Annotated in this window: 14 protein-coding genes; 11 read left to right on the top strand and 3 right to left on the bottom strand. The window is 65.2% G+C overall.

Features of this window, described 5'->3' with window-relative positions:
- Window positions 1–135: 135 nt before the first annotated feature.
- From N4264_RS24575 to N4264_RS24530, 10 genes are all read left to right on the top strand, one after another.
- Window positions 136–1,289 (top strand): IS3 family transposase gene (locus N4264_RS24575; protein ID WP_425508297.1). Its coding sequence is split into 2 segments (ribosomal slippage): window positions 136–391 and window positions 391–1,289, totalling 1,155 coding nucleotides; the frame shifts between segments, so codons are not numbered across the junction.
- 63 nt (window positions 1,290–1,352) lie between these two features.
- Window positions 1,353–2,154, top strand: a protein-coding gene (locus N4264_RS24570) for an IS5 family transposase (protein ID WP_261694840.1) whose coding sequence is annotated in 2 segments (ribosomal slippage) — window positions 1,353–1,681 and window positions 1,680–2,154 — 804 coding nt in all. Because the reading frame shifts where the segments join, the coding sequence is not laid out codon by codon here.
- 487 nt (window positions 2,155–2,641) lie between these two features.
- On the top strand, window positions 2,642–2,986 hold the full coding sequence (locus N4264_RS24565; RefSeq protein WP_261694839.1) for a hypothetical protein: 345 nt from the start codon (window positions 2,642–2,644) through the stop codon (window positions 2,984–2,986).
- A gap of 306 nt (window positions 2,987–3,292) precedes the next feature.
- Window positions 3,293–3,502 carry a hypothetical protein gene (locus N4264_RS24560; RefSeq protein WP_261694838.1) on the top strand — a complete coding sequence of 70 codons (210 nt, stop codon included), beginning with the start codon at window positions 3,293–3,295 and terminating at the stop codon, window positions 3,500–3,502.
- 165 nt (window positions 3,503–3,667) lie between these two features.
- On the top strand, window positions 3,668–4,744 hold the full coding sequence (locus tag N4264_RS24555) for an EAL domain-containing protein (RefSeq protein WP_261694837.1): 1,077 nt from the start codon (window positions 3,668–3,670) through the stop codon (window positions 4,742–4,744).
- A gap of 102 nt (window positions 4,745–4,846) precedes the next feature.
- Entirely contained in the window at window positions 4,847–5,356 is a 510-nt protein-coding gene (locus tag N4264_RS24550) for a formate dehydrogenase subunit gamma (protein WP_261694836.1), read from the top strand.
- Window positions 5,353–6,894, top strand: a complete 1,542-nt coding sequence (locus tag N4264_RS24545) for a formate dehydrogenase beta subunit (protein ID WP_261694835.1) — start codon at window positions 5,353–5,355, stop codon at window positions 6,892–6,894. Before N4264_RS24550 ends, N4264_RS24545 begins: the two co-directional genes overlap by 4 nt.
- A gap of 137 nt (window positions 6,895–7,031) precedes the next feature.
- Window positions 7,032–9,899, top strand: a complete 2,868-nt coding sequence (fdhF, locus tag N4264_RS24540; protein WP_261694834.1) for a formate dehydrogenase subunit alpha — start codon at window positions 7,032–7,034, stop codon at window positions 9,897–9,899.
- Window positions 9,877–10,719, top strand: coding sequence for a formate dehydrogenase accessory sulfurtransferase FdhD (gene fdhD, locus N4264_RS24535; protein ID WP_261694833.1), 843 nt, complete (start codon window positions 9,877–9,879; stop codon window positions 10,717–10,719). Before fdhF ends, fdhD begins: the two co-directional genes overlap by 23 nt.
- Complete coding sequence (locus N4264_RS24530; protein ID WP_261694832.1) at window positions 10,716–10,940, top strand: formate dehydrogenase subunit delta; 225 nt, start codon at window positions 10,716–10,718, stop codon at window positions 10,938–10,940. Before fdhD ends, N4264_RS24530 begins: the two co-directional genes overlap by 4 nt.
- Before the next feature lie 76 nt (window positions 10,941–11,016).
- Here N4264_RS24530 and N4264_RS24525 read toward each other — a convergent pair whose 3' ends face one another.
- The 3 genes from N4264_RS24525 to N4264_RS24515 all read right to left on the bottom strand — a co-directional run bounded on the left by N4264_RS24525 (window position 11,017) and on the right by N4264_RS24515 (window position 14,803).
- A complete protein-coding gene (locus tag N4264_RS24525) occupies window positions 11,017–11,403 on the bottom strand; it encodes a hypothetical protein (protein ID WP_261694831.1) in 387 nt (128 codons plus the stop codon).
- A 187-nt stretch (window positions 11,404–11,590) separates the two neighbouring features.
- Window positions 11,591–12,007 carry a hypothetical protein gene (locus N4264_RS24520; RefSeq protein ID WP_261694830.1) on the bottom strand — a complete coding sequence of 139 codons (417 nt, stop codon included), beginning with the start codon at window positions 12,005–12,007 and terminating at the stop codon, window positions 11,591–11,593.
- Window positions 12,008–12,322: 315 nt separating this feature from the next.
- Window positions 12,323–14,803 (bottom strand): TonB-dependent receptor plug domain-containing protein, encoded by a 2,481-nt coding sequence (locus N4264_RS24515; protein ID WP_261694829.1) that lies wholly within the window; start codon window positions 14,801–14,803, stop codon window positions 12,323–12,325.
- A gap of 568 nt (window positions 14,804–15,371) precedes the next feature.
- On the opposite strand from N4264_RS24515, the gene N4264_RS24510 reads away from it, so the two are divergent.
- The gene (locus tag N4264_RS24510; RefSeq protein WP_261694828.1) at window positions 15,372–18,662 is read left to right on the top strand and encodes an nSTAND1 domain-containing NTPase; all 3,291 of its coding nucleotides are present in this window, start codon (window positions 15,372–15,374) and stop codon (window positions 18,660–18,662) included.
- Window positions 18,663–18,667: the final 5 nt, after the last annotated feature.

The following is an 18,667-nucleotide window of genomic DNA, read 5'->3' as shown; positions in this document are numbered from 1 at the left end:
AACAAGGGGCTTCGTAAGCGTCCGGCGAAACCATCTTCCACCGCAACGCCTTACCGCAGAAGATCACACTGATCCTACCCCAGTTTGCCGGACACCCCGATAAGCGATTCAATATCGCAACCCGAGGTGACGCAGATGGCAAAGAAGGTGGCAGTGAAGCAGTCCCGCAACCGCTATAGCGCGGAGTTCAAGCAGCAGGCGCTGGCTCGTGCAGACAAGGACGGGGTTGCTGTTGCAGCCCAGGATCTGGGCTTGGCGGAGAGCCAGCTGTACGCGTGGAGAGCCAAGGCCAAGCAGGTAGGCCAAGTGACGGAAGAGCAGCGCACGATTCAGGCCGAAAATGCCCGCCTGAAGCGGGACCTGGCGCGACTGGAAGAAGAGGTTGCGTTCCTAAAAAAAGCCACGGCGTACTTCGCGAAGCAGCCCAAGTGAAGTACGCCGTGATCCATACGCATGAGGGCGAGCACGCGATTCGGTTGATGTGTCGCGTCCTCGCTGTATCGCCGGGTGGGTACTACGATTGGCGGCAACGCAAGCCGTCGCGGCGAGCAACACAGCGCGCTGCATTGGACGGCGCGGTGAAGGATGCATTTCAAGCACAGAAAGGTCGTGCTGGAGCGCCACGTCTGACGCACGCGATCAAACGCGACGGGTTAAGTGCAGGACGCAATCAAGTGGCGGAAAGCCTCCGTCGTCAGGGTTTGCGCGCGAAGGCGGCACGCAAATTCAAGGCGACGACCAACTCGGCGCACTCGCTGCCAGTGGCACCCAATCTCCTGCAACAGAACTTCCGTGTTGAACGACAAAACCAGGCCTGGGTATCGGACATAACGTTCATCGACACTACAGAAGGGTGGCTCTACCTGGCAGTCGTGCTGGACCTATTCTCGCGGCGTGTCGTCGGTTGGTCGATGTCGGATCGGATGACCGCAACGCTGGTAAGTGACGCGCTAAGAATGGCGCTATTTCGTCGCCAGCGGCCGCGCGGTGTTATCGTCCACTCGGATCGTGGTAGCCAGTACTGCTCACGCGAACATCGCGCCCTGCTCGCGGAGAACGATCTGGTTGCCAGCATGAGCGCCAAAGGCAACTGCTACGACAATGCTGCAATGGAGAGCTGGAATCACAGTTTGAAAGTCGAAGCTATCCACGGCGAACGATTCAGCACGCGTGAACAAGCCAGATCGCACGTGTTCGACTACATCGAGGTCTACTACAATCGACTGCGGCTCCACTCCACCTTGGGCTACGTCATCCCAGAAGAGTTTGAGCTGCCAAAAGTCGCTTAGAGTGCCTAACAAAACGCCGCGTAGTCTACAATGCGTCAGCCACAAAGAGTTGAGTGCTGACGGATGAGTAAGCTTGAGATCAAGGACGATCTATGGGACGTGATTCGGCGGCTACTTCCGCCGGAGCCAGATCGCCCGAAAGGTGGTCGGCCAAGAGTGCCGGATCGTGCTGCCATCAACGGCATCGTGTTTGTCCTGAGGACGGGGATTCCATGGGAGCATTTGCCGCTCCGGCTAGGCTATGGATCCGGCATGACCTGCTGGCGACGGCTGCGAGACTGGCAGCAGAGCGGTGTTTGGGATCGATTGCACAAGGAACTGTTGCGGCGGTTGCGTAGCTACGATCAGATCGACATGTCGCGAGTGAGTGTGGATGCAGCGAGTGTTCCTTCCCCCGGGCGGGGAGGAAACCGGTCCAAATCCTACCGATCGAGGAAAGTTGGGGTGCAAAAGGCACGTTGCGGTCGATGCCAGGGGCACGCCGCTCTCGTTCCACATCAGCGGCGCGAACACGCACGACAGCAAGTGCTTCGAAGCCGTAGTCAATGCGTTACCTGCGGTTGGTGGTCTTCGAGGGCGTCCTCGGCGATGGCCAGACAAGGTTCATGCTGACAAGGGATACGACTACGAACATTGCCGACACGCGTTACGGCACCGTGGAATCGTCCAGCGTATCGCTCGGCGAGGCGTCGAATCTAGCCAGCGACTGGGCAAGCATCGTTGGGTCGTCGAAAGAACGTTTGCTTGGCTCAACCGATTCAAACGCCTTCGCATCCGGTATGAGCGCCGCCCTGAAATCTATCTGGCCTTCGGATTGCTCGCTTGCTCATTGATCTGCTGGCGTGCGATTGAACGGTTTTGTTAGGCACTCTTAGGCAGGTGTCCGGGAAATCGGGGCAAGATCACACCTCCGGTGCAACCGATGAGTGACATGCGCGGGAAAAGCCAGGCGCTTTGGGCGCGGAAATGGGGCGATTTCAGGATGCTCTCAAGCGATATGGCTCTCGCGATATGAAGCCCATGGCACCCCTCGGGGTGTCAGGGCTTGTCGGTAGCGGACACTCAAACGGAAGACGGAAAGGCCAATGAGGACCGATGCGTCACTTCAATGTCCGCTATGCAACCAACGGTTTCACGGGCCGCAATTCAGGCGTACGTGTCGCTAATTCAGTTGGGAAATACTTTGATGCCTATACTGGTTGACGAGAACGTCATCGTGGACGGCAATCATCGATATATAGCAGGCCAACTTTGCAGCAGGCCGGTAGGAATACAACCGTGGACGGCCGCGATGAGCCCGCCTCGCTATCCGATGACGTCCTTACGAATCGATCCGTAGACGAGGGGGACGGATGATGAACGTAGAAGAAGAGCTGCATTGGTTGGTGTCTCTTTCTGCGGAAGCTCGGGGCATCTTTCTGGTCGAGCTCGTGCATGCGCTGACGACTATCGGCAGGATGTACAGTAATTCCTTAGAAGTCGATCCTGGTTCGGTATCAAGGGTGCGCGCTGTTATTTCGATTTGTCACGGACTTTCGGGGCATCTCCGTTTTCTGATGCGGGGCGAGGAGGCGCAAGTTTTCCTTCCGGTCCTGATGAATTCCATCGAGACTGTGTCGGACCCAGAACTTCGGCTGCAGCTTGATCAGGCGTGGAATGTTTCCAGGAACGAGACATTGGCCACCATCAATAAGTAATAGTTTCGATCCCCAGGATCTGGGCTAGCACGCGCGCCGGTAGAGGTAAGCAAGGAAGTATGCCCCGAAGGCAGGGCCATTTCAGGACTTCCCTCAAACGATCCCACGATGTGAAGTCCATGGCACCCTCTGGTGCCATGGATTTGTAGATGTGTAGGTGTGTAGATGTAGGACGTTACAATGCAGAAACCAAGTAGGTCAGTTCAATGCCCGCTTTGCGGTAACTCGGCTATCTCGATGTGGCGGCGCCTGGGGGTTGGCGTCGCCTCACGATTTTCTTGCCGACAGTGCGGGGGAAAGCTCAGATTGTCGGCGGGCCGCGAATATGTGTTCGTGCTGCTGGATGCGGTGATGTTCACGGTGGGCTGCGTTTCGTCGCTGGTCCTTTTCGGGCCCTTCACTAGTTTCATCAGTGCCGGTGTGTCGTTTCTCCTGGGGGGCGTCATCGCGTGCCTGCCGCTCGCGGTGGTCCGGCTCGTTTGGGGGAGGCTGATTCCCTGCACCTCGGGCCGCTGACAGGCCCCTGCTGCCAGCCCCAACCGGCCCTGTTACCATCGGCCTCGGCAGAGGAGCGAAGGTCAATGGCTTCAACTCCGTTTCGCGTGGATGTGCCCGCTGGTGCGGTCCTGTTCGAGCAGGGCGATCCGCCGACGTCGGCGTTTCTGCTCGAGCACGGGCAGATTGAAGTTACGACGCGCCACGGGGGAGGTGAGGCGGCTGGGGCTGCTGGCGGACGGTGATCTGCTGGGTGAGATGGCGGTCCTGGATGATTCGCCGCGCACGGCCACGGCGCGGGCGCTGACGGACTGCACCCTGATGCCGATTGACCGCAAGCAGTTTGCGGAGCGGCTGGATTCGGCGGATCCGGTGGTGCGGGCGCTGTTGCTGAGCCAGATCTCGCGCTATCGGTCGGCGCTGGCCCAGTTGTCGGGGCAGGGCGAACACCACGCTTCGCCGCAGGCGGCGGCGCAGCAGTCGCCGGATGCCCTGCTGGCGCTCGACAAGATCCGCCTGGAAAGCCATCTGCGTGAGGCGCTGGAGAGCAAGTTGCTCGAGGTGCGCCTGCAGCCCATCCTCGATATTCACGCCAAGCGGGTGGCGGGCTTCGAGGCGCTGACACGCTGGACGCATCCCGAACGCGGTCCGGTTTCACCGGCGGATTTCATCGCGTTGGCGGAGGAAACCTCGCTCATCGTACCGGTCGGCGATTACGTGCTCCACGAAGTGTGCGGCGCCCTGCGCGGTATCGCCACGCCTCCGGGCAGTCCACAGCCGTTTATCGCGCTCAATGTGTCGGGCCGCCAGCTCGACGACCCGGGTCTGCTGGATCGGTTCCTGACCGTGCTGCGTGCCCACGAGGTGTCTCCGGCGCAGCTGAAAGTGGAGATTACCGAAAGCCTGGTTCTGGACTACGCCCAGGTGTCGCGCATCATCGAGCGCTGCCACGGGGCGGGTATGAAGGTCGCGCTCGACGACTTCGGCACCGGCTATTCCAACCTGGGTCACCTGCACAAATTGCAGTTCGACACGCTCAAGATGGACCAGGGATTCATCCGCCAGATGCACGATCCGCGCTGCCTGGCTATCGTGCGGGCGGTCGTCGGCATGGCCGATTCCCTGGGCTGCGACATCGTTGCCGAGGGTGTGGAGACCGACGAGCAGCTGGCTACGCTCGATTCGCTGGGCTGCAAGTACGCCCAGGGCTATCTCATCGGCAAGCCGCTGCCGATTGCCGAGGCCGTGGCCCTGCTCCGATAGTCCGCGCCGCGCGGCGGATGGCGGAATTCCGCGTCGCGGCGCGCGTTCCCATCGCGACAGGCTTGGATTACCCTGCGTGTCCTGTTCGTCCTGGAGCGCCGCGTGTCCCCGGAAACCCTGCCACTGCACGCGCCGCTGCCGCCCTTGGGCGAGTCGCAGCGCGCCACCGTGGATGCGGCCATCGCCGCGCACCAGTCGTGCGAAGGCCCGCTCCTGCCGATCCTGCACGCGGTGCAGGAGGCTCTGGGGTATGTACCGCCGGCCTGCCTGCCTCGGATTGCGCACGCGCTCAATCTGTCCCGCGCCGAGGTGCACGGGGTGGTCAGCTTCTACCACCATTTCCGGTCCACGCCGCCCGGTCGCCAGGTGTTGGCCCTGTGCCGCGCGGAAGCCTGCCAGTCGGTCGGTGCGCGGGCGCTGGAGACTCACATCCGGTCGCGATGGGGCATTGATTTCGGAGAGACGTCCGCTGACGGTGCCGTTACGCTGGAGGCGGTGTATTGCCTGGGCAACTGCGCCTGCGGCCCGTCCGCATTCATCGACGGGAAACTCGTGGGACGGTTGACGCCCGAGCGGATTGACGCGCTGCTGGCCAGCCGGGAGCGGCCATGAGCGTCACGGTCTACGTGCCGCGCGACGCCAGCGCGGTATCGGTGGGCGCCGACGAGGTCGCCAGCGCGATCGCGCGCGAGGCCGCGCGACGCGGTGAATCCATTCGCCTGCGCCGCAATGGATCGCGCGGCCTGGCCTGGCTGGAACCGCTGGTTGAAGTGGAGACGCCCCAGGGGCGATTGGCCTACGGACCTGTCGCCACCGCCGATGTACCCGCGTTGTTTGACGCTGGCTTTCTGTCGGGCGCGGCACACACGCTCGCCCTCGGTCCGGTCGACGCCATCCCCGCGCTTCGGCGGCAGCAACGCGTGACAGCGGCGCGTCTGGGGCAAGACGAAGGCGACAACCTCGCGGCCTATGTGGCCACCGGCGGCTACGCCGGATTGCGCCGCGCGCTGGCGATGTCGCCGGTCGATGTCGTTGCCGAGGTGACCGGATCGGGCCTGCGGGGCCGCGGAGGCGCGGCCTTTCCGACCGGCATCAAGTGGAAAACCTGCGCCGAGGCCGCGGGCACGCAAAAGTACATTGTGGCCAATGCGGATGAAGGCGATTCGGGCACATTCGCCGATCGCCTGCTGATGGAGGGCGATCCCTATTCCCTGATCGAAGGTATGACGATCGCGGCGTACGCGGTCGGTGCGAGCCGGGGATACATCTACCTGCGCATCGAATATCCGCACGCGCAGCAGATGCTGCTGTCCGCACTGGCGCATGCGAGGGCAGCCGGCTGGCTGGGACCGTCCATCGGCGGTACGGACTTCGGCTTCGAGCTCGAAGTACGCATGGCGGCCGGGGCCTATGTCTGCGGCGAGGAAACGGCGCTCCTGGAAAGCCTCGAAGGCAAGCGCGGGCAGGTGCGTTTCAAACCGCCGCTGCCGGCGCATGTGGGGCTGTTCGGCAAGCCCACGGTCGTCAACAACGTCGTGACCCTGGCGACAGTGCCCTGGATCCTCGCCAATGGCGCGACGGCCTACCGCGAGCTGGGCACCGGAAATTCGCGCGGCACCGCGCTGCTGCAGCTGGCGGGAAATATCCGCCATGGCGGGCTGTACGAGGTGCCCTTTGGCATGTCTCTGCGCGAGCTGCTGTATGACATCGGCGGCGGCACGCTGAGCGGCCGGCCGATTCGCGCGGTGCAGATCGGCGGCCCATTGGGCGCGTATCTGGCAGAGAAGCACTTCGACACGGCGCTCGATTACGAGTCGCTCGCGGCGAACGGCGGGTTGCTGGGTCATGGCGGCATTGTCGTCTTCGACGACAGCGTCGACATGGCCGAGCAGGCGCGCTTCGCGATGGAGTTCTGCGCGGCGGAATCCTGCGGCAAGTGCACGCCGTGCCGGATCGGCTCGGTGCGTGGCATGGAAGTCATCGATCGGCTGCGCGCCGGCGATGTCGCGCAGGAAACCCTGCTGCGTGACCTGTGCGACACCTTGCTCAATGGCTCGCTGTGCGCGCTCGGGGGCATGACGCCGTATCCGGTGCTCAGCGCCCTGGACCATTTCCCGGATGATTTCCGCCGCACGGAAACTTCCCGATGAAGCGGACGGAACGACGTCCGGATGCGATGGCGCGGACCCACGCGCCACGGCGCCGGGAAAGGCACAGAATAGGCCCTGCGCCACCCTATCCACGGCTGGGCGCCCCGGCGCGCACGGCCTGTAGCGGAACCTAGTTTATGCGCGCGTACGGCGAAATCGACCGGGGCACCCCGGATACCGGATCCACCCGCACCATCACCCTGGATATCGACGGTGTCAGCGTCAGCGTGCCGGAAGGAACCTCGGTCATGCGTGCCGCGGCACTGGCCGACACGGCCATCCCCCGGCTCTGCGCCACCGACTCGCTCGATGCGTTTGGGTCCTGCCGCCTCTGCCTGGTGGAGATCGAAGGCCGCAAGGGCTATCCGGCCTCGTGCACGACGCCCGTCGCGGCGGGTATGCGCGTGCGCACGCAAAGCGAGCGGCTGACGCAGTTGCGCCGCAACGTGATGGAACTCTACGTCTCGGACCATCCCCTGGATTGCCCCACGTGCCCGTCGAATGGGCGCTGCGAAATGCAGGACATGGCGGCGGCCGTCGGCCTGGAGGAAAACCGCTACGGCAGTTCCGGCGCCAGCCACGCCGCCGCGCCGGTCGACGCCAGCAATCCCTATTTCCGCTTCGATCCGTCGCAGTGCATCGTCTGCTCGCGCTGCGTGCGTGCCTGTGACGAAGTCCAGGGTACTTTCGCGCTATCGATTGCAGAGCGTGGATTTGCGTCCCGTGTCAGCGCCGGTATCGACGAAGGCTTTCTCGGTTCCGAATGCGTTTCCTGCGGCGCCTGCGTGCAGGCGTGCCCGACGACGGCCCTGGTGGAGAAATCCCTTATTGGCGCGCCGCGGCCGGAGCGCAGTGTGGTCACCACCTGCGCGTACTGCGGTGTCGGTTGCTCGTTCCGGGCCGAGATGCACGGCGAGACGCTGCTGCGCATGGTTCCCGACAGCAACGGTGCCGCCAACCGCGGCCACGCCTGCGTGAAGGGCCGCTTTGCGCTGGGCTATGCGACGCATCCGGACCGCATCACCCAGCCGATGGTCCGGGCGTCGATCAACGATCCCTGGCGCGCCGTCAGCTGGGACGAGGCCATTGCCTATGCGGCGTCGGAACTCAAGCGCATTCAATCCACCTATGGGCGATTCGCCATCGGCGGCATCACCTCGTCGCGCTGTACCAACGAGGAAACCTACCTGGTGCAGAAGATGGTGCGCGCCGCATTCGGCAACAACAATGTCGATACCTGTGCACGCGTGTGTCACTCCCCGACGGGATACGGCCTGAAGCAGACGCTGGGCGAATCGGCCGGTACGCAGAATTTTGATTCGGTGATGGAGGCGGATGTCGTCCTCGTCATCGGCGCCAATCCGACGGATGGGCATCCGGTCTTCGGATCCCGGCTGAAACAGCGCCTGCGCGAAGGCGCGCAGCTGATCGTCGTCGACCCGCGCCGCATCGACCTGGTGCGCACGCCGCACATCGCGGCGGCGCAGCACCTCAAGCTCAAGCCGGGCACCAATGTCGCGCTGCTCAACAGCCTGGCGCATGTCATCGTCAGCGAGGGCCTCGTCGACGAGGCGTTCGTTGCGGAACGCTGCGAGGCGGAAGCCTATGCCAAGTGGCGGCACTTCATCGCCGATCCGGCGCAGTCACCGGAATCACTCGCAGCAGAGACGGGTGTGCCGGCGGACGCGGTGCGCGCGGCGGCGCGCCTGTATGCGAACGCGCGTAACGCGGCGATCTACTATGGCCTGGGCGTCACCGAGCATGCGCAGGGCTCGACCGCCGTCATGGCCATTGCCAACCTGGCGATGGCCACGGGCAATCTCGGACGCGTCGGCGTCGGTGTGAATCCGTTGCGCGGCCAGAACAACGTACAGGGCTCGTGCGACATGGGGTCGTTCCCGCACGAACTGCCCGGCTACCGTCACGTGTCGGATGCGGCGGTCCGCGCCAGTTTCGAGAGCGCCTGGCAGGTGAGCCTGCACGATGAACCCGGACTGCGCATTCCGAACATGTTCGAGGCGGCGCTCGCGGGCGAGTACAAGGGCATCTATATCCAGGGCGAGGATCTGGCGCAGTCGGATCCGAACACCCAGCACGTGACGGACGCGCTGCGGGCGATGGAATGCGTGATCGTGCAGGATCTCTTCCTCAACGAGACTGCCAAGTACGCGCACGTATTCCTGCCGGGATCGTCCTTCCTGGAAAAGGATGGCACGTTCACGAATGCAGAGCGCCGTATTTCGCGCGTGCGCCGCGTGATGAGTCCGCGTGCCGGCTATGCCGACTGGGAAGCGACGCAACTGCTCGCGCGGGCCATGGGCTATCCCATGGCGTACGCGCATCCGGCGCAGATCATGGACGAGATTGCCGCGCTCACGCCGACCTTCGCCGGTGTGAGCTATGCGCTGCTCGATGGGCTCGGCAGCGTGCAGTGGCCGTGCAACGAGGCCCATCCGCAGGGTACACCGACCATGCACGTCGACCAGTTCGTACGCGGCAAGGGCAAGTTCATGCTCACCGGTTACGTACCGACGCGCGAGCGGGTGAATGCGCGGTTCCCGCTGCTGCTGACGACGGGGCGTATCCTGAGCCAGTACAACGTCGGTGCGCAGACGCGCCGCACGGACAACGTCGTGTGGCACGACCAGGATCGCCTGGAGATTCATCCGCAGGACGCCTGCGATCGCGGCATTGCCGAGGGCGACTGGTGTGGCATTTCCAGTCGTGCCGGCGATACGGTGCTGCGCGCGTGCGTGACTGATCGCGTCGCGCCGGGCGTCGTGTATACAACCTTTCATTTTCCCGAATCGGGCGCCAACGTCATTACGACCGAGAACTCCGACTGGGCGACCAATTGCCCGGAGTACAAGGTCACCGCCGTCCAGGTGGTACGCGTGCAGCAGCCCTCGGACTGGCAGCGGCGTCACCAGGCCTTTGATGCGCAGCAACGCGCCTTTGTCGATGCTGCCGTGGCACCCGACGATGCCACACGACGACCGCGCTAGCGTGGCGCCGGAAGTTGCCAGCGCGACCGGAATGGCATTGCGCGAGGTCACGCGCTGGCGCGACGGACGGCGCGAGCCGCGGCGTGAATGGCTGGCGGAGGAAGTGCCCGTGGCCATCCACTGCAACGGACATCCCGTTGCGGTCATGATGGCGAGCCCCGGCGACCTGGAAGACTTCGGCCGCGGCTTCGCGCTGACTGAAGGGCTCGTCGACCAGCCAGGCCAGCTGCATGGTATCCACGTGCGACGCGAGCTGGAACGCGTCGAGCTGGCCATGACGCTGGCCGAACCGCAGGCGGAACGCCTGCGCGACCGCGTCCGCCTGATCGAAGGCCGCAGCGGCTGCGGGCTGTGCGGCAATCCCGTGGCCGAGGACGTGCTGCGCCTGCCGGCGGGTCAACTCCCCGTCGTATGCGTGCGGGCCGATGCCATCGCACGGGCGATGGTAGCAATGGCGGCGCAGCAGCGCTTGAACCAGGCCACGGGTGCCGTGCATGCGGCGGCCTGGTGCCGCAGCGATGGTGAGATCCACCTTGTTCGCGAGGATATCGGCCGTCACAACGCCATGGACAAGGTCATCGGCGCGCGCTGGGGTGAGACTGTTTTCGATACGGACGGATTTGCCGTCGTGACCAGCCGTGCCAGTTATGAAATCGTGCTGAAAGCGGCGCGCGCGGGGATTGCCGCCGTGGCCGCGGTGTCGGCACCCACTGCCATGGCAGTGGCGCTGGCCCAGACCTGCGGCCTGCTGCTGGTGGGCTTTGCGCGCGGCAGCGGCTGTACCGTGTATACCTTTCCCGAACGCCTCATCACGCCATGAATCCCGAACGCCTGGTCGACATGCTCAACGATATCGCTGCCAATCTTGGTGTCGAGCCGGATCGCGAGGAGGCGCTGGCGGCGATCGTCGCGCACCTTCGCCGCTTCTGGGAGCCGGGCATGCGACGCCAGCTCCTGGCTTATGTCGACGGTGGCGGCGCCGGCCTGGAGACGCTGGCGCTGGAAGCCGCGCAGCGCCTGCGGCAGGCATCGGTGACTTAGCGGCTGAACCGGGCCAGCAAAGGCCCAGTGCATCGGACAGCATCGTGACGAAAAGAGTGGCGATGCGGTGCGGCGACTACAGATCAGAACAGCCGTAGGCAGCCAGCGCGACCTTGGCGGCTTCCCAGTCGTTCTTGCACTTGGTGGTCATGGTGCGGCGGCCGCTTTCGGTCGATGCGGCGGTGCGCCAGGCGGCGCGATTGAGTTCGAGTGATTCCTGCATGCCCTGCCGTGTCTCGTCCGGCAGCTTGGCGATACAGGCTTCGTACTTGGAAAGATACTCGTCGCAGGCGTCGATGGTGGTCGTGGCGCCTTTGGTGGACGGCGGCCGGGTGGCGGACTTGAGCGCGGCGGTGTCCGTGCCGGCGTCAGCCTGGGCCTGGTCCGCTGGCGCGGGATCGCGCTGGCAGGCAGCAAGGCCGAGGGCGGCAACGGCAAGGGCAAGGGGGATCAAACGATTCATGCAGCTCTCCTGGCATCCGCGGAGCGGTGACTGGTCTTTCTGACTGGGTCGATGCGGATCGGTTCCGTGTCGAGCCCGGTCAACCGGGCAAAACGTGGCGGATTCGACCGGAAAGGAGAGGCGAAGGCAAGCCATCGCGCCTGCCGGCCCGGCCGCCGGATGGCGGTCCGGGCGGGCAGGCGGCCGATCAGAAGTCGGTGCAGCCGTAGGCGGACATGCTGGCCTTGGCCGCTTCCTTGGCCGCGGTGCAGGCCTGCGCCAGACCCGCCTTGGTGGTGGCGTCGGCAGCCAGGCCGCGCCACTGGGCGCGCATTCCGTCCATGCTCTGCTTCATCATGGCGCGCGCTTCAGCCGGCACCTTTTCCGACACGCAGGCTTCGTACTTGGTCAGGTAGCTGTCGCACTCGGGGATACCGACGCTGTCCGCCGTGGCGGCCGGAGCGGCGGGCGCCGGAGCCGGGGTGGCTGCCGGAGCGGTCGGCGCCGGCGCAGTCTGGGCAGCCGGCGGCGGGGTGGTGGTCTTGGCGGGTTCGGCCTGCTGCTGGCAGGCGGCGAGGATCGCAGCGGCCAGGATGGCCAGGGCAGGGCGAGCAAAACGGGTCATCGACGTCTCCTAATGTTCTATGGCATCGCCCCCCAAAGAGCGATGGATGTACAACGTCCGGGCAGCGCCGAAGCGAACGCAGCCGCCGGCGGCCGCCGTGTCGGGCACGGCGCGCGCACTCTATCCCAGGTTTCGGTCCATGGGCGTGGTGGAAGCTGAACGATTTTGGGATGTGTTAAGCATTCGACGGGCGAGTTGTGAAGCAGTCGCCACAGTGCGCGGGCGTCGGGTCTGAAGTGGTTCCGCGCGACGAGCCGCGAACTCGGGCACAAAAAACCCGGCGCGATCGCTCGCGCCGGGTAGCGTGCTATGCACTTAGAAGCGGTAGTTCATGCGCGCGTAGTAATACCCGCCGTTCAGGCCGAACGGCAGCGTTTCCCAGCCGTACTTGAAGCCCAGCGCGGGGAACGGGTTCTGGTCCGGACCGGTGGTTTCCCACTTGTCCGGGTACACGTCGAAGATATTGTTGCCGCCGACCGTGAGCTTGAAGTCGTCGTTGAAGTTGTAGCTGAAGGCCAGGTCCGTCAGCCACTTGCCGCCCCACTTCTGCTTCAGGCCCGGGGTGAAGCCTTCGCCGGCGACCGAACCGTAGTAGTTGAACGCCAGGTCTGCACGCCAGGCGCCGATGCCGTAGTTGCCACCGATGGTGGCGCGCTGGCGCGGCTGGCCCTCCTCGATCAGGGTGATCTGTTCCTGGCCGAAGATGACCGAAGCCGGGAACAGCGACGAGGGCGAGTTGACGCGCAGGACTTCGGTCTGGTTGAAGTTGAACGCCGTGGACACGCCGACCTTCGCACCGTTGGCCAGCTCGGTGTTGTACTCGGTGACGATGTCCACGCCCTTGGTGTCGGTGTCGATCGCATTGGTGAAGAACGTGGCCTGGCCGACATTGAACGGACGCAGCAGCACGGCAATCGGGCACACCGTCGCGTCGGTGCAGCTGGTGCTGTTGGCTTCCGGGCCGATCGCGCCGGAGAACACGATGCGGTCGTCGATCCTGATCTTGTAGAAGTCGAGCGTCAGGCTGAACTCGTTGGTCGGCTTGAAGATGAAGCCCACCGAGTAGTTCTTCGATTCTTCTTCCTGCAGCGGCTTGAGGCCGAAGGCGTTGTAGAGGCCACTGCCCTGGCGCGCGGTGATGGTGTCGGTGAGGACGCCGGCCGAGTTCAGGTTGGTCGACACCTGGCTGAAGTACTGCTGCTGCACGCTCGGCGCACGGAAGCCGGTCGAGGCCGTGCCGCGGATCGAGAAGGTGTCGGTGAAGTTGTAGCGCAACGACAGCTTGCCGGTGGAGTTGGTGCCGAAGTCGCTGTAGTCCTCGAAGCGGCCAGCCGCACCGATCAGGAATTTCTCGGTGATGTAGGACTCGGCATCGACATAGACGCCGTAGCTGCGGCGGCTCTTGTCCACCTCGGTGCCCGGCGTGAAGCCCGGGAAGCCCTGGATACCGGCGGCTGCGGTGCCACCGGCCTGGTTCAGGATCTGCACCGAGCGGTCGTTGGCGCGGCCGTACTGGTAGGACACCGGGTCGCCGGCGATGATCTGGTAACCATCACGACGCCATTCCGTGCCGAACGCCAGGTACAGCGGCTCGGCGCCGATGCCCCAGTCGATATCGCCGCTCACGTCGAAGTTCGCGGTGGTCTGCTTGTAGCGCAGCGTACCGTCCCTGGCCGAGGTCGGTGTTTCGCCAAAGATGCCGCCGCCGGGCTTGGGTTCGTAGAAATAGCTGACGTTGGCGGAATTTTCCGAGGCGAACTCGAACTCGTTCCAGCCGCGGTTGATGCTCAGGTCCCAGCGCCAGCGGTCGTTGATCGCGTGGCGGTAGCCAACCGCCAGCGACGCATCGTCGGTAGTGGTCAGGAGGGTTGGCAGGAAGCCGTTCGGGTAGAGCTGCGGAATCGTGCGGCCGTCACCGGCCGAACGGAAGAAGCCCGACGAATCGCCCTCGCGGCGCGAGAGGCCACCGAAGGCGTACAGTTCGCCGCCGGCGAGCAGGATCTCGGCGTTCATCCACAGCTGGGCGCCTTCCATGTCGGCTTCGCCCAGGCGCTGGGTGACGCGCGGCGGGTCGACACGCAGGCTGTCCGGGCCGGCCCGGTTGGTTTCAAAGCGCTTGAGGTAGTCGGCGGTGAGGTTGATGAAGCCTTCATCGCCGATCTTGAAGCCGGTGTTGAGGCTGGCGCGGTACTGGTCACCGTCGCCGGCGTAGGTTTCGCCGATCTCCACGCCCAGGTCGGTGTGGTCGGTCTGATCCTTCAGGATGATGTTGATCACGCCGGAAATCGCGTCGGAACCGTACTGGGCCGAGGCGCCGTCACGCAGCACTTCGATGCGCTCGATCGCGGCGATGGGAATGGAGTTGATATCGGTGCCGGCCGAACCGCGGCCGATGCTCTGCTGCACGTTGACCAGCGCCTGCTGGTGGCGGCGCTTGCCGTTGACCAGCACCAGCACCTGGTCCGGGCCCAGCCCGCGCAGCGTGGCCGGCCAGATCAGGTCCGTACCGTCGCTGACGAAATTGGTCGGGAAGTTGAACGAAGGGGCGAGCTTCTGCAGGAGCTTGCCGGTTTCCAGGGCGCCGGTGGCCTCGATGGCGTCGATGTTGATGACGTCGATCGGCGCGGCGGTGTCGGTATCCGAGCGGTTGCCGGCGCGGGTACCCGTGGACACGACGTTGATGGTTTCCAGCTTGTCCGCGTCTTCCTGCGCGAAGACGGGCAGATTGGCCAGCGCAGCAATCAGGGACACATACAACGCAGCGCGCCGCTGCGCGCGGCGGTAATACCTATTCATTGTTAAAGCACTCCGTTTCCGTAAAACAACGGCTCCTTGCCGTACGGCATCTGCCGCGACAGCCTGGGGCCTCGATAACAATCCCGTCCCCGGCGGGAAGCGCACAGCGCTGGCGAAAGTGTGGCTGATCCGCACCGGCGCTGTACAGCGGACCGGTCAATTCCCCTTATGCCCTTGCGGGACGCCGCAATAACGGGCAGCCACGCTGGAATCGACGGGTAGGACACGGGTTACTCGTGGTCGTACGGAATCCGGCGGCTGTTTGACCGGCTGCTCGCCGGAAGGAGCTCGGCGACCGGGTGGCCCGGTGTTCCGCCAACCACTTCTGCTATCCCGGCCGTCGAAGGCAGCCTGGGCGCGGCAGCGGCCGACAGGATTACGCCGCCGCATGTATCGACACCGAGGGCCGGATGCCGGTTAAGCGGAAGACACTCTGCTGCGTGCCTCGCGATCCGGTGCAGTATGTGGCGTATGGGAATATGCGGATTAGTCGCCTCAGAGAAAATGCGCGGCCCAAAACTCCGATGCTTTGTATTACGATGTCCGTCCCGCTTGGTGTGTCCTGTCGATGGCGACCGTCGCTTCCTCCGTCTCCTCGCGGTTCCGCCTTGGCGGCTGGCTCGTGCTGCCGGCCGAGTGCGCCATCGAAAACGCGCGTGGACGCGTCCCGCTGGAACCGCGCCTGATGGATGTGCTGGTCGTGCTGTGTGAGCGCGCCGGCGAAGTGGTCAGCGCCGAACAGCTGTTGATCGAATGCTGGCGCGGCACGTTCTACGGCGACAACCCCGTTCACAAGACCATCGCGCAGCTGCGGCGCGCACTGGGTGACAGCGCGACTGCGCCACGCTACCTCGCCACCATCCGCAAGCGGGGCTACCGCATCGTCGCCAAGGTCACCTTTCCGGAGGAATACCGCGCCGCGCCCGCCTCGCTGCCCGTCTGGGGCGGCGGATGCCCGTATGTGGGCCTGGGTGCCTATGGCTCCGCCCATCGCTACGTCTTTTTCGGGCGGACAAGGGCGCAGGCGGCCGTGCTGTCGCGGCTGCGGTCCCGGCTACGTGAAGGATGCGGCTTTGTGCTGCTGCTTGGGCCCAGTGGCTGTGGCAAGACCTCGCTGATCCAGGCTGGCGTGTTGCCGCTGCTGCAACAGGAAGGCGGCTTCGATGGTTGCCGCGTGCTGTCGGCCAGCACGCTGGATGCCCTGCGCCTGACCGACGGCGCCGCGGCGGCACTGGCCGATGGCCTGCTCGGATGGGAAGTCGGTGGCGAACCCGTGTTCTTCCCCGCCGAACGCAGTTTCCTGGTCGAGTTGCTCGAATCGGAACCGACCCATGTCGCGCTGTTGCTCGACGAACGCCTGTCGCGCCGCGCCGCCGGTGGACTGGCCGACGATTCGGCCGTCGTGCTGCTGGTGATCGACCAGCTCGAACGGGCTTTCACCGCCGGTGCCACTCATGCGCTGGAACGCTGCTGCCAGATGCTGTCGGCGCTCATCAGCAACGGACGCATTGCGGTCATCGCGTCGTGTCGCGACGATTTCTACCAGCACCTGGGCAATGTGCCTGCGCTGGCGGAGTTGAAATCCGGCGACGGCACCGTCGACATTCCCCTGCTCACCGCCGGTGAGCTGGCGCAGATCATCCGCGCGCCCGCACTGGCGGCGGGCCTGCGTTTCGACACCGACCCACACACCGCGATGCGCCTGGACGATGTGCTGCGCGACGAGGCCATTGCGCAACCGCAGCCGCTGCCGCTCCTCGCGCATGCGCTCGTCGAGCTTTACCAGCGGCGCGAAGGCGGCAGCGTGCTGAGCTTTGCCGCCCTGCACGACATCGGCGGACTGGCCGGCGCGCTCGGCCAGCGCGCCGAGGCCACCTTCGCAATGCTGCCGCCTGCCAGTCGGCAGCGCCTGCCGGTGCTTCTGCGCCGGATGGTCGCGCTCGGGCCGGATGAAACCGTGCCGGTCGGACGGCGTGTCGCCTGGAGCGCCCTGGCCGATGACGACGAGCGTCGGCTGGCCGAGGCCATGGTCGAGCATCGCCTCTTCGTCGCCGAGCGCAGCGGCGAGATTCCCGCTTTCGCGGCTGCGCACGAATCGCTCTTCCGCAACTGGCCGCGGGCGCGCGACTGGGTGACCGAGAACCGTCGCCTGCTACTCGCGAGAACCCGCCTGGAACAGGCATTCCGGCGCTGGTGTACCGAAGGACGCCGCGCGGATTTTCTGCTGCCGTCTGGCGCGCAGCTGGATGACGGCGAAGCGCTGCTCAACCAGGCACACGCGCCGCTGCCACCGGACATCCAGGATTTCGTGCGGGCCAGCGCGCGTCGCCGGCGTCGCCAGCGGGGGCGCTGGATCGCCGGAATCGCTGTCGTCATCGTGCTCAGTCTTGCGACCGCCGTTGCCGGCACGCTGGCGCTGTTTGCCCAGCGCGAGGCGGAGCAGCGACGCAGCCAGGCGGAAGGGCTGGTGGGCTTCATGCTGGGCGACCTGACCGAACGCCTGCGCGGCCTGGGCAAGCTCGACGTGCTCGATGCGGTCGGCAACGAGGCGATGCGCTATCTCGTGTCACTGCCGGCGGATCCGGATAACGCGCGCACTCAGCTGCTGCGTATCCGCGCGTCGCGGCAGATCGGTGAAATCCGGCTGGCACGCGCGGAATCGGCGCCGGCCGAAGCCTTCGCCCACGCCAGCGATCTGGCGCGCGCGTTGACCGCACGCGCGCCGGACGACGCCGAGGCCTGGACCGAGCTCGGGCTGGCCGAATTCTGGCTGGGCCAGATTCCTTTCCAGGAATCGCGGTATGCGGACGCCGCCACGCATTGGCAGCGTTATCTGGAAGCGGCCCGGCGCGTGGTGGCACTGCAACCGAAAGATCCTGCCGCAACGCTGGAACTGTCGTACGCGCTGAACAACCTGGCCACACTGGACCTGCGTGAAAACCGCCATGCTGCCGCCCGATTGCGTTTCACCGAATCGGCAACGCTCAAGCGCGCCGCCGCGGAGGCGGCGCCAGACGATGACGCCATCCTGGCGGACCTGGCCGACACCTTGACCTGGCTTGGCACGTTGGAGGAAGTCGAGCTGGCGTTGCCCGCCGCCGCGACGCAGTACGAGGCGGCACTGACGACGCTTGGCATTGTCCGCCATCGTCGTCCGGACGATCCGCGCTGGCGCCACCGGGAAGCGCTGGCGCGGATGCATGTCGCGCGTATCGCGCTCATGCGCGGCGAACGTTCCGTCGCACTGGCCAACTATGACGCGGCGCGCGGGGCGCTTGTGGACCTGGCCGCTTCGGACCCCAGCAACGTCGCCTGGCAGCACGATGCCGCACTGGCCTCCATCCACAATGGAACGGCGTCCGAATTTGCCGGCGACATCGCACGTGCGCGGTCGCTGACCCAGTCCGGGCTCGGCGCAATCAGCGCGCTCCTGGAGAAGTCGCCCAACAACGTCACCTGGCGCCGGCTGCAGGTACTGGCACGCTGGCGCAGCCACCAGCTGGATCCGGCGGCGCCGGAAAGTGCCACGGGCGTCCTGGATGTTCTGGTTGCGGAGCAGACAGCTGTGCTGGCGCGCGCGCCGCAGGATTCCCAGTCCCAGCGCCTGCTGCAGAACCTGCTCGCCGCGCGCGCCGAGAAAGCAACGTCTGAATTGGCGGCCAGCGAGGATGCACTGCACCTGCTGGCCTCGCTCGACGGCGACGCCTCGGCGCGGGACGCCACCAGTATCGATCTTCGCCAGCGCGCCTTGATCCTGCTGAACCGGAAAGAAGACGCCCGTGCGTTGCAACAGCGTCTGGACCGCATGGGGTACCGTCATCCGGACTACCTGCGGTTCGCACGCCACCACTCACCCTGAGGGCC

The sequence above is a fragment of the Tahibacter amnicola genome (assembly GCF_025398735.1).
GTDB classification, from domain to species: Bacteria; Pseudomonadota; Gammaproteobacteria; order Xanthomonadales; family Rhodanobacteraceae; genus Tahibacter; species Tahibacter amnicola.
The sequence above is the reverse complement of the archived record's forward strand: the minus strand, read 5'-3'. Positions and strand labels throughout refer to the sequence as shown.